Origin of the sequence: Citrobacter sp. RHBSTW-00944, assembly GCF_013615435.1 — a bacterium.
GTDB lineage: Bacteria > Pseudomonadota > Gammaproteobacteria > Enterobacterales > Enterobacteriaceae > Citrobacter > Citrobacter braakii.
This window is the reverse complement of record NZ_CP055418.1, coordinates 4,231,773-4,246,669: the sequence shown is the minus strand read 5'-3', so window position 1 is coordinate 4,246,669 and position 14,897 is coordinate 4,231,773. Positions and strand designations below refer to the sequence as shown.

Sequence of the window (14,897 nt, the reverse complement as noted above, 5' to 3'; positions counted from 1 at the left end):
TGTGCGTAGTAATTGGGATGATTATCTGTGATTTTTTAGTTAATGGGAAATTGTGTTGGTCAGTATTATGATGGCTTTATAAGTGCGTAAATATATTTAATTAAATGGAGTTAACTCTATGAATATGGAACTAACAACATCACGGCCCACGCTTAACCGCTACAGCTTAACGATTCCTTCATGCCCGCATGCACTGGATGTGGTGCGTTTTGAGGGGCTGGAGCAGTTAAGCGTTCTTTACCGTTATTCTGTCCGATCTACTTGTAGTATTGAGTTTGAGTTAAGGGCTAATAATGAGTAAACGTAACGATATTATTGAACCTTCTGAGTGGACATCGACTCGTAAAACAGGGCTTGTTTATAGCGAAATATTGGGATGGATAGATATAGGCCATGCACAGGGAAGTGATATCAAAAACCTGATGATAGATATAAAACGAGGTGAATCAGGCTGTGATGGTTATTATGAAGTCACTTATAGCCAAAAAATGTTTGTATACCATCGCCAGTTTGGTACAGGAAAGTTTGTTAAGTGGCGTATCAAACAAGGTTTATCTGCATGTGAGAAAAACAGCGTTGCGTTGGCCATGATGATGACGACGGCGCGCTTGTTTGAAAGTTTGCAAGCTAATTGGTGCTTTAGTTGGTATACCGACAGTGGTTTTAGCGGAGAGGATCTTACCTCTGATCTTTTAGGCTTCTACAGGGCAATTCTTCCCTCAGACTACCAGTCAAGACTAAGGTTAGTCAGTAAAGAGCGAGCACTGAATCGATGGGATTTTTATGGGCCGATAGGCAATTATAAGAATAAAGGATTTTTACCATTACTGTTTCCAGACCCGTCGGATAATTGTGCTGTTCATAAACCCTATAAAGGGAGTTTGCCTTCGTTTATGACATGGGTGCAACCGTGGAGTGATTTCACTTCTGGTCGGGGGTAATGACTCCAACTTATTGATAGTGTTTTATGTTCAGATAATGCCCGATGACTTTGTCATGCAGCTCCACCGATTTTGAGAACGACAGCGACTTCCGTCCCAGCCGTGCCAGGTGCTGCCTCAGATTCAGGTTATGCCGCTCAATTCGCTGCGTATATCGCTTGCTGATTACGTGCAGCTTTCCCTTCAGGCGGGATTCATACAGCGGCCAGCCATCCGTCATCCATATCACCACGTCAAAGGGTGACAGCAGGCTCATAAGACGCCCCAGCGTCGCCATAGTGCGTTCACCGAATACGTGCGCAACAACCGTCTTCCGGAGCCTGTCATACGCGTAAAACAGCCAGCGCTGGCGCGATTTAGCCCCGACGTATCCCCACTGTTCGTCCATTTCCGCGCAGACGATGACGTCACTGCCCGGCTGTATGCGCGAGGTTACCGACTGCGGCCTGAGTTTTTTAAATGGCGGAAAATCGTGTTGAGGCCAACGCCCATAATGCGGGCGGTTGCCCGGCATCCAACGCCATTCATGGCCATATCAATGATTTTCTGGTGCGTACCGGGTTGAGAAGCGGTGTAAGTGAACTGCAGTTGCCATGTTTTACGGCAGTGAGAGCAGAGATAGCGCTGATGTCCGGCAGTGCTTTTGCCGTTACGCACCACCCCGTCAGTAGCTGAACAGGAGGGACAGCTGATAGAAACAGAAGCCACTGGAGCACCTCAAAAACACCATCATACACTAAATCAGTAAGTTGGCAGCATCACCGTCCTGCGCAAGCTTTCTCATTTCGGGATCTTTTCCGTATTTGAGCTCGGTCTCAGCCATTGCGATTGCCCCTTCATGGTGTGCGATCATACCTTTTGCAAAGGCCTTATCGGGATTGGATTCATTAACGGCGGCCATCATTTTTTCATGCATATTTTTCATGCCAGCCATATATTCCTGTGATGATGCCGATGAGTGCATATCTGACATTTTCATTTCCGAATGTTCAGCAGAAATGGCTGGCAGGGATAACATTAATATTACAAAAAGGGTGTTTTTGATTTTCATATAATAATTCCTTTCAGACAGGTACCGGTTAAGTGTAGCTGAGTCAGACAAAAAAGCCCCCTGACGGGGGGCAAAAATGTAGCAACGTTGTTTCAGGAAAATCTATCAGGGAAAAGGTAACAGCACGGATACTACCGTCGCATTCAGCCTGCATTGATCATGCGGCGGTGCGCTTCGGCCATGGCCTGATGTGGGCCGGATTGCCCGTTATTCATGAATTCATGGGCAACCGCTGCTCTTTCATGCTCATTCATCGCCGCGTAAGACGTTGACGGGACGGTCGTGGATACCGTGTTATTTCCCATCATCTTCTGATGACTTTCCACCATTTTCTGGTGCGCATCCGCCGAGCCGTTCGTCATGGTTTCATGAGCAATAATGGCCTGTTCATGCTGGTCCATACCGGTCATACGAGGAGCAGTCCCCTGGATCCCGACAGGAGCCGCAGCAGACTGCATCTGGTGAGCAGGAGCCTGTGCATTGTTGACGCGATCATGGATATTCACGGTTTCAGTGGCCCAGGCCGATGAAATTAAACCAAAGCCCAGCAAAGATGCTAATACGATATTTTTCATGATAACTCTCCATTTCTGAATTAGTGATGTCCGGGGAAGTACAACCGGTGTTTTCAGTTCCATAACTGAAACAAGTTCGGCAGCGTTTATTTCTCCGGAAGAGGGCTGGATATTCATTTCCTGGCGTACTCTGACGCCGGGTATTGATGAAGCAATCCAGCCTTCCTGATAAGTTGCACTAATTATATCGAATGGCTTCTGTTTGCTGCATGACAGGCTAATGACATCTTTGTCATTTACATCTTTATTTTCAGCATTGGGTTTCCGGGATCATTTTCTCCAGTCTGGGCACGGATAAGATAAAACGCGTGGAGCGTACGTCTGATTCCACCTGCACTCTTCCGTGATGTGCTTCCACGATTGACTTCACAATCGCAAGGCCGATGCCGCTGCCTTCTCCTTTTCGTTGTCTGGATGGATCCACCCGATAAAAACGGTCAAACAGCCTTGATAAATGTTCTTCAGGGATCGGTTTCCCTGGATTTTCAATCACAAGGTCAAAAAAGCTCTCCTGCTTTCTTATTGAGACGGTGATGGCCTGTCCCTCCGGGGTATAACGCAGGGCATTGGATAACAGATTATTGATCGCTCTTCTGAACATTTGTGGATCTCCCTCAACCAGGCAGGGCATCCCGTTAAATTTGAGCGTGATATTGCGTTCTTCGGCCCAGGCTTCGAAAAACTCGAAGACTTTCATGACTTCTGCTCTGAGGTCAAAACGGACCCTGTCAGGTATAAGCTGGTTATTGTCCGCCTGTGCCAGAAACAGCATGTCGCTGACCATTTTGGTCATCCGGTTATACTCTTCAAGACTGGAGTAGAGGACATCCTCAAGTTCCTTCTGGGTTCGATCCTGACTCAGTGCGATTTCAGTCTGCGTCACCAGATTGGTGATGGGCGTTCTGATCTCATGCGCGATATCGGCAGAGAAATTGGCCTGGCGGGTAAAGACGTCCTCAATCTTTCCAATCATATGATTGAACGAGATAACCAGTTGCTCCAGCTCAATGGGAACGCGTGTCGGTTCCAGCCGCGCATCAAGATTCTCGGAGGTGATGTTTTTAATGGCATTGCTGACATTACGAAGGGGCAGGTGCCCCTGACGGACAGCGATGCGAATGATCAGAACAATCAGCAGGCTTATCACGACGGCGATCGCAATCAGATTTTTTTTCAGCGCATCGAGGTAATGGAGATGGAAATTAATGGAGAGGCCAGTCAGCATGACATAATTCTGCTGTTTGCCCTGAAATATCGCCTGGCCAGAGGAGGCGATAATCCGGTATGTTTCCATCTTCATTTCAGACCCGGTATCCATCGGTCTCGCAGGATCCTCCACCGTCCAGAGAAAGACATCCCGTGCGCGGCTGTGCTCGCTAAAATCTGCGGAATTCACGGCCGGGTGTAGTGCCGCCCCCTGCGCTGAACTAAAGAGCACTTCCCCCCTGGGATTGAGGAGCAAAAGGGCAACGTTGCGGTAGCTGGCAATCGACTCCTTTATTTTGCTTACTTTTTTTTCATCCGGATCCACCGGGGACTGCAGTATACGGTTCAGGGTAGTGCTGATTTGTTGAAGATCGCTGACATCCTGCTCGGCAAAATGATTTTCAACAGAATGCAGCATAAACCAGGTGAAGGCGATAAAAGCCAGTATCGTGGACAGGCTGATAAAAAAGGTCAGCCGCAGGGCGAGTGAGAAAGGGCGCCTGGAAGGTTTGCTATGCATCCGGGGCCTCCAGCATATAGCCCACGCCCCGGACAGTCTGGATCAGCTTTGTCCCGTAATCGTTGTCTATTTTAGCGCGGAGTCGCTTTACGGCGACATCAATCGCGTTAGTGTCGCTGTCAAAATTCATGTCCCAGACCTGAGAGGCAATCAGGGAACGGGGAAGAACCTCTCCCTGATGGCGAATGAAAAATTCCAGCAGGCTGAACTCTTTACTGGTGAGCACAATGCGGTTTCCGGCGCGACTGACTTTTCTGGATACGAGATCAATCGAGAGATCAGCCACCCTAAACTGGCTTTCCGTGATCATCGTGTTTCCCCGCCTCAGAAGGGTTTTCACCCGGGCCAGCAGTTCGGCAAACGCAAAGGGTTTAACCAGATAATCGTCCGCACCCAGTTCCAGTCCTTTGACCCTGTGTTCGATCGTGCCGAGGGCCGTCAGCAGTAAGACCGGCATACCCTTTCCGGCAGTGCGCAGCATCCGGATGATATCCCAGCCGTTCACATCAGGCAGCATGATGTCCAGAATGACTAAATCATACTCGGCTGTCATGGCGAGATGATATCCGGTAAGACCATTATCAGCGTGATCCACTACGAACCCTGCCTCTCTAAGCCCTTTGCTGAGATATTCACCTGTTTTAATTTCGTCTTCGACGATCAATATTTTCATCTTGCTCCCCGGCTGGCTGCTAAGGTCATTCTATTGCGCCCACGATCGTTATCAACGGATTACAGCAAAAATGACAACATTGTCATTATCCTGTCACCCGACAAACAGAGTGCATTCTGTAAAGTAACCCTGGTAATACTCTGGACTTCATTTGAACCATTTACCAGGTCTGCCTGGACGAGAAGCGTTATGTTCAAATTAAAATTACTCAGCATTAGCACGATATTCATCCTGGCCGGTTGTGTCTCTCTGGCACCTGAATATCAGCGCCCGGCAGCACCGGTACCCCAGCAGTTTTCACTGTCCCGAAACAGCCTGACGCCAGCAGTGAATGGTTATCAGGATACGGGCTGGCGTAACTTTTTTGTCGATCCCCAGGTTACACGGCTGATTACTGAAGCCCTGAATAATAACCGCGATTTGAGAATGGCTGCCCTGAAGGTTGAAGAGGCCCGGGCCCAGTTCAACGTCACGGATGCAGATCGTTATCCCCAGCTGAATGCCTCATCCGGGATCACATACAGCGGTGGTCTGAAAGGCGACAAGCCGACCACACAGGAGTACGACGCGGGTCTGGAACTCAGCTATGAGCTCGATTTTTTCGGCAAACTTAAGAACATGAGTGACGCTGATCGCCAGAACTACTTTGCCAGCGAAGAAGCCCGTCGGGCCGTACACATCCTGCTGGTCTCCAGCGTTTCACAAAGTTATTTCAGCCAGCAACTGGCGTACGAACAACTCCGTATTGCGCGGGAAACGCTGAAAAATTATCAACAGTCCTATGCTTTCGTTGAGCAACAGCTCGTGACCGGGAGTACGAACGTTCTGGCTCTTGAACAGGCCAGGGGACAAATCGAAAGTACCCGCGCCGAAATAGCCAAACGAGAAGGCGATCTGGCTAAGGCAAACAATGCCCTGCAACTGGTGCTGGGAACGTACCGCGCACTTCCGTCAGAAAAAGGGATGAAAGGCGGGGAGATCGCACCAGTAAAATTACCACCAAATCTGTCTTCACAAATTTTGCTGCAGCGACCGGATATTATGGAAGCGGAATATCAGCTGAAAGCGGCTGATGCCAATATTGGCGCAGCGCGAGCGGCCTTTTTCCCCTCCATTACCCTGACCAGTGGTCTTTCCGCAAGCAGTACGGAGCTGTCCAGCCTGTTTACGTCAGGAAGTGGAATGTGGAATTTTATCCCTAAAATTGAAATTCCTATATTTAATGCTGGCAGGAATAAAGCCAATCTGAAGCTGGCTGAAATTCGCCAGCAACAGTCGGTGGTTAATTACGAACAAAAAATTCAGTCAGCCTTTAAGGATGTTTCCGACACGCTTGCGCTGCGCGACAGCCTTAGCCAGCAACTTGAGTCACAGCAGCGTTATCTTGATTCACTTCAGATAACTCTCCAGCGTGCCAGAGGATTGTATGCAAGTGGTGCTGTCAGTTACATCGAAGTGCTGGATGCAGAACGTTCCCTCTTCGCTACCCAGCAAACCATTCTCGATCTTACCTATTCCCGGCAGGTTAACGAAATTAATCTGTTTACCGCGCTGGGTGGCGGTTGGGTAGAGTAAATTTATTTAATTAATCAGGAAATTAAAATGCGTAATTCACTTAAAGCCGTTTTATTTGGTGCCTTCTCTGTCATGTTTTCTGCCGGTCTTCATGCTGAAACACATCAGCATGGCGATATGAATACTGCCAGTGATGCTTCGGTACAGCAAGTTATCAAGGGCACCGGTGTCGTTAAAGACATTGATATGAATACTAAGAAAATCACCATTTCGCATGAAGCAATTCCAGCGGTGGGCTGGCCTGCAATGACCATGCGCTTTACTTTTGTTAATGCAGACGATGCTATTAATGCCCTGAAAACAGGCAACCATGTCGATTTCTCGTTTATTCAGCAGGGCAATATCTCCTTACTCAAAAGCATTAACGTGACGCAGTCCTGATTGGCTGTCCGGAGCGATTACATCCTGTGCGCCTGTACATTCACATAGGTATATGTGTGAGTTAACCGTCAGGCGCATATGCCAGGTGTTTTGATTTTTTAGCGGAAAATTGTATGGCTTCTTTAAAGATAAAATATGCTGCAATAATTATCAGCAGCCTCATAGCAGGGGGGCTGATATCGGTTACTGCCTGGCAGTATGTAAACTCAGCACAAAAGACAGAAAAAACAGAACAAAAGGCACCGGAACGAAAGGTGCTTTTCTGGTATGACCCAATGAAACCGGATACCAAATTTGATAAACCCGGAAAATCGCCCTTTATGGATATGGACCTGGTGCCAAAATATGCTGATGACAGTGGCGATAAAAGCAGTGGCGGGATCCGTATCGACCCAACCCAGGTTCAGAATCTGGGATTAAAAACGCAAAAAGTCACGCGAGGAATGCTGAATTATTCTCAGACAATCCCGGCTAATGTCAGCTATAACGAGTATCAGTTTGTTATTGTGCAGGCGCGTTCTGACGGGTTTGTCGAAAAAGTCTACCCCATGACGATTGGCGATCATGTGAAGAAGGGGACGCCACTTATCGATATTACCATTCCGGACTGGGTGGAAGCACAGAGTGAATTCCTTCTGTTATCCAGCACCGGTGGTACTTCCACGCAAATTAAAGGCGTTCTGGAACGGCTTCGCCTGGCAGGTATGCCGGAAGAGGATATTCAGAGACTGCGTTCTACCCGGAGCATTCAGACCCGTTTTACCATTAAAGCACCTATTGATGGTGTCATTACTGCATTTGACCTGCGCACCGGCATGAATATTTCGAAAGATAAGGTGGTGGCTCAGATTCAGGGAATGGACCCGGTCTGGATCAGCGCTGCAGTGCCAGAATCTATCGCCTATCTGCTGAAAGATACGTCGCAGTTTGAAATTTCGGTACCGGCTTATCCGGATAAAACATTCCATGTCGAAAAATGGAATATTCTTCCCAGCGTGGATCAGACAACCCGTACGCTTCAGGTCCGTCTCCAGGTTTCTAATAAGGATGAGTTTCTCAAGCCGGGCATGAATGCCTATCTGAAACTGAATACCAGAAGCCAGGAGATGCTGCTGATACCAAGCCAGGCCGTTATCGATACCGGCAAAGAACAGCGCGTGATTACTGTTGATGATGAAGGCAAGTTTGTGCCGAAACAGATCCACGTTCTGCATGAATCACAGCAACAGTCCGGCATCGGCTCCGGCCTGAATGAAGGCGATACCGTGGTGGTCAGTGGCCTGTTCCTCATTGACTCCGAAGCCAATATTACGGGCGCGCTGGAACGTATGCGCCACCCTGAAAAAACAAAAAGCAGTATGCCAGCAATGTCTGACCAGCCTGTAAATATGCATTCAGGGCACTGAGGAGACGACGATGATTGAATGGATTATCCGGCGCTCTGTCGCCAACCGTTTCCTGGTCATGATGGGGGCCCTGTTTCTCAGCATCTGGGGAACATGGACGATTATTAACACGCCGGTAGATGCCTTGCCTGACCTGTCAGATGTGCAGGTCATTATCAAAACCAGCTATCCCGGCCAGGCCCCGCAGATTGTAGAAAACCAGGTCACCTATCCGCTTACCACCACCATGCTGTCCGTGCCTGGCGCAAAAACCGTGCGTGGTTTTTCACAGTTCGGGGATTCGTATGTGTATGTCATTTTTGAAGACGGCACCGATCTGTACTGGGCGCGCTCTCGCGTGCTGGAGTATCTGAATCAGGTTCAGGGAAAACTGCCTGCTGGTGTGAGTTCTGAAATCGGTCCTGATGCCACGGGTGTGGGCTGGATTTTTGAATATGCCCTTGTCGATCGCAGCGGAAAACACGACCTTTCAGAACTGCGTTCTCTGCAGGACTGGTTCCTGAAGTTTGAGCTGAAAACCATTCCTAATGTCGCTGAAGTTGCATCCGTAGGCGGCGTGGTTAAGCAGTATCAGATCCAGCTTGACCCGGTAAAACTGACGCAGTACGGCATCAGTCTGCCAGAAGTAAAACAAGCTCTTAGCTCATCTAACCAGGAAGCCGGTGGCTCATCTGTTGAAATTGCTGAGTCAGAGTATATGGTCCGGGCCAGCGGTTATCTTCAGACTATTGATGATTTCAAAAATATCGTCCTGAAAACGGGGGAAAATGGAGTACCTGTTTACCTGCGTGATGTTGCCCGCATACAAATGGGACCGGAAATGCGGCGTGGTATCGCTGAGCTTAACGGTCAGGGCGAAGTCGCTGGCGGAGTGGTGATCCTGCGTTCGGGCAAAAATGCACGCGAAGTCATTACGGCGGTGAGGGATAAACTGGACACGCTGAAGGCAAGCCTGCCTGAAGGAGTGGAGATCGTAACGACATACGATCGCAGCCAGTTAATCGATCGTGCGATTGACAACCTCAGTTACAAGCTTCTTGAAGAGTTTATCGTTGTTGCTGTCGTTTGCGCACTGTTCCTCTGGCATGTCCGTTCTGCCCTGGTGGCGATTATTTCTCTGCCACTTGGCCTGTGTATCGCCTTTATCGTCATGCACTTCCAGGGGCTGAATGCCAACATTATGTCGCTGGGAGGGATTGCAATAGCCGTCGGAGCGATGGTGGATGCCGCCATCGTCATGATCGAAAACGCGCATAAACGGCTTGAGGAGTGGGACCATCAGCATCCCGGGGAACAGATTGATAATGCCACCCGCTGGAAGGTTATCACTGACGCCTCCGTTGAAGTGGGTCCAGCGCTGTTTATCAGCCTGCTGATTATCACATTATCGTTCATTCCTATTTTTACCCTGGAAGGGCAGGAAGGGCGTCTGTTTGGTCCGCTGGCCTTTACAAAAACGTATTCCATGGCGGGTGCAGCCATACTGGCAATCATTGTTATCCCTATTCTGATGGGGTTCTGGATCCGCGGGAAAATTCCTGCTGAGACCAGTAACCCACTGAACCGGTTGCTGATTAAAGCGTATCACCCGTTACTGCTCAGGGTACTACACTGGCCAAAAACAACCCTGCTGGTTGCGGCTTTATCCATTTTCACTGTTATCTGGCCACTGAGTCAGGTGGGCGGCGAGTTTTTACCGAAGATTAACGAAGGTGACCTGTTGTATATGCCGTCAACGTTACCTGGCGTGTCTCCTGGAGAAGCTGCTGCGCTCTTACAGACCACGGACAAACTAATCAAAACGGTGCCTGAAGTGGCCTCAGTTTTTGGCAAGACCGGTAAGGCTGAGACCGCCACGGATTCTGCTCCGCTCGAAATGATGGAAACCACCATCCAACTGAAACCTGAGGATCAGTGGCGTCCAGGCATGACGATTGACAAGATTATTGAAGAACTCGACAGGACCGTCCGTTTACCGGGTCTGGCCAACCTCTGGGTACCGCCTATCCGTAACCGTATTGATATGCTCTCAACCGGCATTAAAAGTCCGATAGGTATTAAGGTATCGGGTACTGTTCTGTCGGATATCGATGTAACAGCACAGAGTATCGAAGCAGTCGCTAAAACCGTACCTGGTGTGGTTTCCGCACTGGCTGAACGACTGGAAGGTGGACGTTATATTGATGTGGACATTAACCGGGAAAAAGCTTCCCGGTACGGGATGACTGTGGGCGACGTCCAGCTGTTCGTCTCTTCAGCAATCGGTGGGGCTATGGTGGGTGAGACGGTTGAAGGCGTGGCCCGGTACCCTATTAACATTCGCTATCCGCAGGATTACCGTAACAGTCCGCAGGCGTTGAGAGAGATGCCAATCCTGACCCCAATGAAGCAGCAAATTACGCTGGGCGATGTTGCCGATATTAAGGTCGTTTCCGGACCAACCATGCTGAAAACCGAAAATGCCCGGCCAGCCAGCTGGATTTATGTTGATGCCCGCGGCAGGGACATGGTGTCGGTGGTGAACGATATTAAGACGGCCATCAGTGAGAAAGTGAAACTGAGACCGGGGACCAGTGTGGCATTCTCAGGACAGTTTGAATTACTCGAGCACGCCAATAAGAAATTAAAACTGATGGTACCGATGACGGTGATGATCATCTTCATCCTGTTATATCTGGCATTCCGCAGGGTTGATGAAGCCCTGTTGATCCTGATGAGCCTGCCGTTTGCCCTGGTTGGCGGGATATGGTTCCTGTACTGGCAGGGCTTCCATATGTCAGTGGCGACCGGAACCGGGTTTATCGCCCTGGCCGGGGTGGCAGCAGAGTTTGGCGTGGTCATGCTGATGTATCTGCGTCATGCCATTGAAGCGCACCCGGAATTGTCCCGTAAAGAGACGTTCACACCGGAAGGCCTTGATGAAGCCCTCTATCATGGTGCCGTACTGCGTGTCCGGCCGAAAGCCATGACCGTGGCGGTGATCATTGCGGGTCTGCTGCCAATACTCTGGGGAACCGGTGCAGGTTCAGAAGTCATGAGCCGTATCGCGGCACCCATGATTGGTGGGATGATCACGGCTCCGCTGCTGTCCCTGTTCATTATTCCTGCCGCCTACAAATTAATCTGGCTGCGCAGACATAAAAAAAGCGTGTCCTGAACCTGAAAGGGCACCCCCTGTGGGTGTCCTTCTTTACTGATTCACCCTGACGTCAGGGTTTATATCGATAATATACAGAGGTGAGTATGAAAAAAGTGGTTCTAATGGCGCTGGCTCTCGGCCTTTCACTACCCGCGATGGCGAGTGAAAAAGTGATTGATATGTACAAATCTGAAAACTGTGGCTGTTGTTCCCTGTGGGGCAAAGCGATGGAAAAAGACGGGTTTGAAGTACGAACTCACGTCATGAATGATCAGGCGCTGTCAGCCCTGAAAGAAAAGCATGCTATTCCTGCAGGACTACGAAGTTGTCATACCGCGGTTGCCGGTAATTTGATCATTGAAGGCCATGTGCCTGCGACAACGATACATAAGGCAATGCAGTCTGGTTCGGGTATATACGGTCTCGCCACCCCCGGTATGCCAGCAGGAAGTCCTGGAATGGAGATGGGAGCCCGAAAAGAGGCTTACGATGTTATCGCATTCTCACCGGATGGAAGTAAAAAAGTCTTCCAGCGAATCGAATAGTCAGCGGAACGGCTGATAACGGGACGCCGGTAGCAGGCACTCCTGTGCCGGCGATATTCGTGGTAATCGCATCCATGACATACCCTGAAGACAGAAGATGCTTCGGTATGCATAAGGAGAGTTACTGTGAAAAATGACTATGCAGTGCAACACAACAACCAGACTGCTTCTGAGCAGACATTATCCCCGGACGAGGGCCACGTATTGCATAAGGTGAGAGATCCCGTGTGCGGGATGGCCATCCTGCCCGACAGGGCGCACAGCAGCATTCGATACCAGGACCATCAACTTTATTTCTGCTCCGCCAGCTGTGAGAGTAAATTTAAAGCCCATCCCGATCGTTATCTTACCGAAGATGCCAGTGAACATTCCCATCACCATCACCACGATCATCACGAAGTCAGCCCTGATCAGATAAAACAGCCTCACCACCAGGCGGAAAAAGAGAATTCTGAAGGTGTGTGGACATGTCCGATGCACCCGGAGATACGCCGCAGTGGTCCCGGAAGCTGTCCTGTCTGTGGAATGGCACTGGAGCCGCTCGTAGCTACGGCATCCACGGGGCCGAGTGATGAACTTCACGACATGACAAGACGCTTCTGGCTGGGGTTGTTGCTGGCGTTTCCGGTTCTGGTACTCGAAATGGGATCTCATCTGTTTCCCGACTTGAGGAATACAGTACCGCCACAGTACAACACATGGCTGCAGTTGCTTCTGGCCTCCCCTGTCGTGTTGTGGTGTGGCTGGCCATTCTTCGCCCGGGCCGGAATGTCGTTACGTAACCGCTCCCTGAATATGTTTACCCTTGTTGCAATGGGGACCGGCGTAGCCTGGGTTTACAGCGTCATTGCAACCGTCTTCCCCTCCTGGTTTCCTGCATCGTTCAGAAACATGGATGGCCTGGTGGCCGTTTATTTTGAAGCCGCAGCAGTTATTACGGTGCTTGTTCTGCTGGGACAGGTTCTTGAGCTGCGGGCACGGGAACAAACCTCAGGCGCCATTACTGCGCTTCTGAACCTTGCCCCCAAAACCGCCAGACGGCTGGATCATGACGGTCATGAAACGGATATTAATGCGGAAGATGTCCTGCCTGGCGATAAGCTCCGCATCAGACCTGGAGAGAGTATTCCGGTCGACGGTATCGTGATCGAAGGCAAAACAACCGTTGATGAATCGATGGTGACCGGGGAGTCTATGCCGGTTACCAAAACGAAGGGTGACCCTGTCATTGGGGGGACGATTAATCAGACAGGTAGTCTTATCATCCGTGCAGAGAAAGTCGGTGATGAAACGATGCTCTCACGAATTGTTCAGATGGTCGCTGATGCACAGCGTTCGCGTGCCCCCATCCAGAGAATGGCTGACAGCGTTTCAGGCTGGTTTGTTCCTCTGGTGATACTTATCGCGGTTGTTGCTTTCGTGATCTGGTCTGTCTGGGGGCCCGAGCCCAGGATGGCGCACGGTCTGATTGCGGCTGTGTCGGTCCTGATTATTGCCTGCCCCTGCGCACTGGGGCTGGCCACACCGATGTCGATAATGGTGGGGGTAGGCAAAGGAGCCCAGGCCGGGGTGTTAATCAGGAATGCCGAAGCCCTTGAACGTCTTGAAAAAGTGGACACGCTGGTTGTCGACAAAACAGGCACGCTCACGGAAGGTTCGCCTACGGTGACAGGGATTATCAGTCTCAATCCGGGTGGGGAAGCATCTCTTTTACGTGTAGCGGCCGCAGTGGAAAAAGGCTCGCAGCATCCGCTGGGTATGGCTGTAGTCCGGGCAGCCCAGCACAGGGGGATCATGATACCCGCAGTCAGTGATTTCAATGCTCCGTCGGGGAAAGGTGTTTCAGGCGATGTTGAAGGTCAACGGGTTGTTATTGGTAATGAACTGGCTATGCAGGAAAACAGTATCGTTATTGATAATCAAAAGGCCGTTGCGGATACGTTGCGGATGGAAGGCGCTACCGTTATCTATGTGGCCACAGATGGGTACCTTGCAGGCCTGATAGCTATCTCGGATCCCGTGAAAGCAACCACGCCGGATGCGCTTAAAGCTTTGCGTCAGGCGGGGATCCGCATTGTTATGCTCACCGGGGATAACCAGCTTACTGCTGAAGCAGTCGCACGGAAACTGGGAATAGATGAGGTTGAAGCCGGGGTTCTGCCTGACGGCAAAAAAGCAGTGATAACCCGACTGAAAGCGTCTGGTCATGTGGTTGCGATGGCGGGGGACGGTGTAAATGATGCCCCGGCGCTGGCAGCGGCTGACGTGGGCATAGCTATGGGAACGGGTACAGATGTGGCAATTGAAAGTGCCGGAGTCACCCTTCTCAAAGGCGACTTGATGATACTGAACAGGGCCCGTCATCTGTCAGAGATCACCATGAAAAATATCCGACAGAATCTGTTTTTTGCATTTATCTACAACGCACTTGGCGTGCCTGTGGCTGCAGGTCTGCTTTATCCTGTGTATGGAATACTGCTGTCGCCAGTTATTGCGGCGGCGGCCATGGCTCTTTCCTCCGTCAGCGTCATTGTGAATGCGTTGCGTCTGAAAAGTGTCAGGCTCGGGAAATAACACTGAGTGAAGGGTCAGTTACGAACAGAAGGAGTCCAGTATGAAAAGTACCACCTATGCGCTTATTGCTGTCGCCGCGATCGCGGCATTTGCCCTCCTGCGCGAACACTGGTCACATGTGGCAGGTTACTGGCCATATCTGTTATTGCTGGTCTGCCCGCTAATGCATCTTTTCCACGGCCACGGAGGGCATGGAGATCATCAACATCACGGAAGTGAAAAGTAAGCGTCGTCTGAGTACCGTCTGGTCCCGAATCCAGGATCCTGTAACTTAAGCACCCACTTATTTTGCAGGTGGACACCTCATGCGC

The 14,897-nt window shown here is 50.2% G+C and carries 13 protein-coding genes; 8 read left to right on the top strand and 5 right to left on the bottom strand.

All coding sequences use genetic code 11. The features are described 5' to 3' along the window. The first annotated feature begins 293 nt into the window (after nt 1-293). On the top strand, nt 294-941 hold the full coding sequence (locus tag HV334_RS20590) for a hypothetical protein (protein ID WP_181220839.1): 648 nt from the start codon (nt 294-296) through the stop codon (nt 939-941). Between the two features lie 10 nt (nt 942-951). Here HV334_RS20590 and HV334_RS20585 read toward each other — a convergent pair. The 5 genes from HV334_RS20585 to silR form a co-directional block, all read right to left on the bottom strand. Then, a protein-coding gene (locus HV334_RS20585; protein ID WP_095033700.1) for an IS1-like element IS1B family transposase occupies nt 952-1,649 on the bottom strand; the annotation gives its coding sequence in 2 pieces (ribosomal slippage) (nt 952-1,400 and nt 1,400-1,649; 699 coding nt in all). Between the two features lie 28 nt (nt 1,650-1,677). Continuing rightward, nucleotides 1,678-1,992, bottom strand: coding sequence for a DUF305 domain-containing protein (locus tag HV334_RS20580; protein ID WP_181220838.1), 315 nt, complete (start codon nt 1,990-1,992; stop codon nt 1,678-1,680). A gap of 143 nt (nt 1,993-2,135) precedes the next feature. Next, the gene (gene silE / locus HV334_RS20575) at nt 2,136-2,567 is read right to left on the bottom strand and encodes a silver-binding protein SilE (RefSeq protein WP_000790483.1); all 432 of its coding nucleotides are present in this window, start codon (nt 2,565-2,567) and stop codon (nt 2,136-2,138) included. Nucleotides 2,568-2,817: 250 nt separating this feature from the next. Continuing rightward, nucleotides 2,818-4,293 carry a copper/silver sensor histidine kinase SilS gene (gene silS / locus HV334_RS20570; protein ID WP_032433718.1) on the bottom strand — a complete coding sequence of 492 codons (1,476 nt, stop codon included), beginning with the start codon at nt 4,291-4,293 and terminating at the stop codon, nt 2,818-2,820. Further along, a complete protein-coding gene (gene silR, locus HV334_RS20565; protein WP_115625903.1) occupies nt 4,286-4,966 on the bottom strand; it encodes a copper/silver response regulator transcription factor SilR in 681 nt (226 codons plus the stop codon). The genes silS and silR overlap by 8 nt, the downstream gene beginning before the upstream one ends. A 189-nt stretch (nt 4,967-5,155) precedes the next feature. On the opposite strand from silR, the gene silC reads away from it, so the two are divergent. The 7 genes from silC (at nt 5,156) to HV334_RS20530 (ending at nt 14,812) form a co-directional block, all read left to right on the top strand. Then, nucleotides 5,156-6,541, top strand: a complete 1,386-nt coding sequence (gene silC / locus HV334_RS20560) for a Cu(+)/Ag(+) efflux RND transporter outer membrane channel SilC (RefSeq protein ID WP_000475509.1) — start codon at nt 5,156-5,158, stop codon at nt 6,539-6,541. Nucleotides 6,542-6,568: 27 nt separating this feature from the next. Further along, nucleotides 6,569-6,922 carry a cation efflux system protein CusF gene (gene cusF / locus HV334_RS20555; RefSeq protein ID WP_001246155.1) on the top strand — a complete coding sequence of 118 codons (354 nt, stop codon included), beginning with the start codon at nt 6,569-6,571 and terminating at the stop codon, nt 6,920-6,922. A 113-nt stretch (nt 6,923-7,035) separates the two neighbouring features. Beyond that, nucleotides 7,036-8,328, top strand: a complete 1,293-nt coding sequence (silB, locus tag HV334_RS20550) for a Cu(+)/Ag(+) efflux RND transporter periplasmic adaptor subunit SilB (protein ID WP_115625902.1) — start codon at nt 7,036-7,038, stop codon at nt 8,326-8,328. Between the two features lie 10 nt (nt 8,329-8,338). Continuing rightward, on the top strand, nt 8,339-11,485 hold the full coding sequence (silA, locus tag HV334_RS20545) for a Cu(+)/Ag(+) efflux RND transporter permease subunit SilA (protein WP_022630602.1): 3,147 nt from the start codon (nt 8,339-8,341) through the stop codon (nt 11,483-11,485). Nucleotides 11,486-11,571: 86 nt separating this feature from the next. After that, nucleotides 11,572-12,012: a DUF411 domain-containing protein gene (locus HV334_RS20540; RefSeq protein ID WP_000758228.1), complete on the top strand. Its 441-nt coding sequence runs from the start codon at nt 11,572-11,574 to the stop codon at nt 12,010-12,012. A gap of 126 nt (nt 12,013-12,138) precedes the next feature. Further along, complete coding sequence (gene silP, locus HV334_RS20535; protein WP_181220837.1) at nt 12,139-14,586, top strand: Ag(+)-translocating P-type ATPase SilP; 2,448 nt, start codon at nt 12,139-12,141, stop codon at nt 14,584-14,586. A 40-nt stretch (nt 14,587-14,626) separates the two neighbouring features. Continuing rightward, on the top strand, nt 14,627-14,812 hold the full coding sequence (locus HV334_RS20530; RefSeq protein ID WP_181220836.1) for a DUF2933 domain-containing protein: 186 nt from the start codon (nt 14,627-14,629) through the stop codon (nt 14,810-14,812). Nucleotides 14,813-14,897 lie beyond the last annotated feature (85 nt).

Excerpts from the sequence above, each read along its gene's own strand:
- HV334_RS20590 (WP_181220839.1), top strand. The coding sequence starts at position 294 with ATGAGTAAACGTAACGATATTATTGAACCTTCTGAGTGGACATCGACT.
- HV334_RS20580 (WP_181220838.1), bottom strand. The coding sequence starts at position 1,992 with ATGAAAATCAAAAACACCCTTTTTGTAATATTAATGTTATCCCTGCCA.
- silE (WP_000790483.1), bottom strand. The coding sequence starts at position 2,567 with ATGAAAAATATCGTATTAGCATCTTTGCTGGGCTTTGGTTTAATTTCA.
- silS (WP_032433718.1), bottom strand. The coding sequence starts at position 4,293 with ATGCATAGCAAACCTTCCAGGCGCCCTTTCTCACTCGCCCTGCGGCTG.
- silR (WP_115625903.1), bottom strand. The coding sequence starts at position 4,966 with ATGAAAATATTGATCGTCGAAGACGAAATTAAAACAGGTGAATATCTC.
- silC (WP_000475509.1), top strand. The coding sequence starts at position 5,156 with ATGTTCAAATTAAAATTACTCAGCATTAGCACGATATTCATCCTGGCC.
- cusF (WP_001246155.1), top strand. The coding sequence starts at position 6,569 with ATGCGTAATTCACTTAAAGCCGTTTTATTTGGTGCCTTCTCTGTCATG.
- silB (WP_115625902.1), top strand. The coding sequence starts at position 7,036 with ATGGCTTCTTTAAAGATAAAATATGCTGCAATAATTATCAGCAGCCTC.
- silA (WP_022630602.1), top strand. The coding sequence starts at position 8,339 with ATGATTGAATGGATTATCCGGCGCTCTGTCGCCAACCGTTTCCTGGTC.
- HV334_RS20540 (WP_000758228.1), top strand. The coding sequence starts at position 11,572 with ATGAAAAAAGTGGTTCTAATGGCGCTGGCTCTCGGCCTTTCACTACCC.
- HV334_RS20530 (WP_181220836.1), top strand. The coding sequence starts at position 14,627 with ATGAAAAGTACCACCTATGCGCTTATTGCTGTCGCCGCGATCGCGGCA.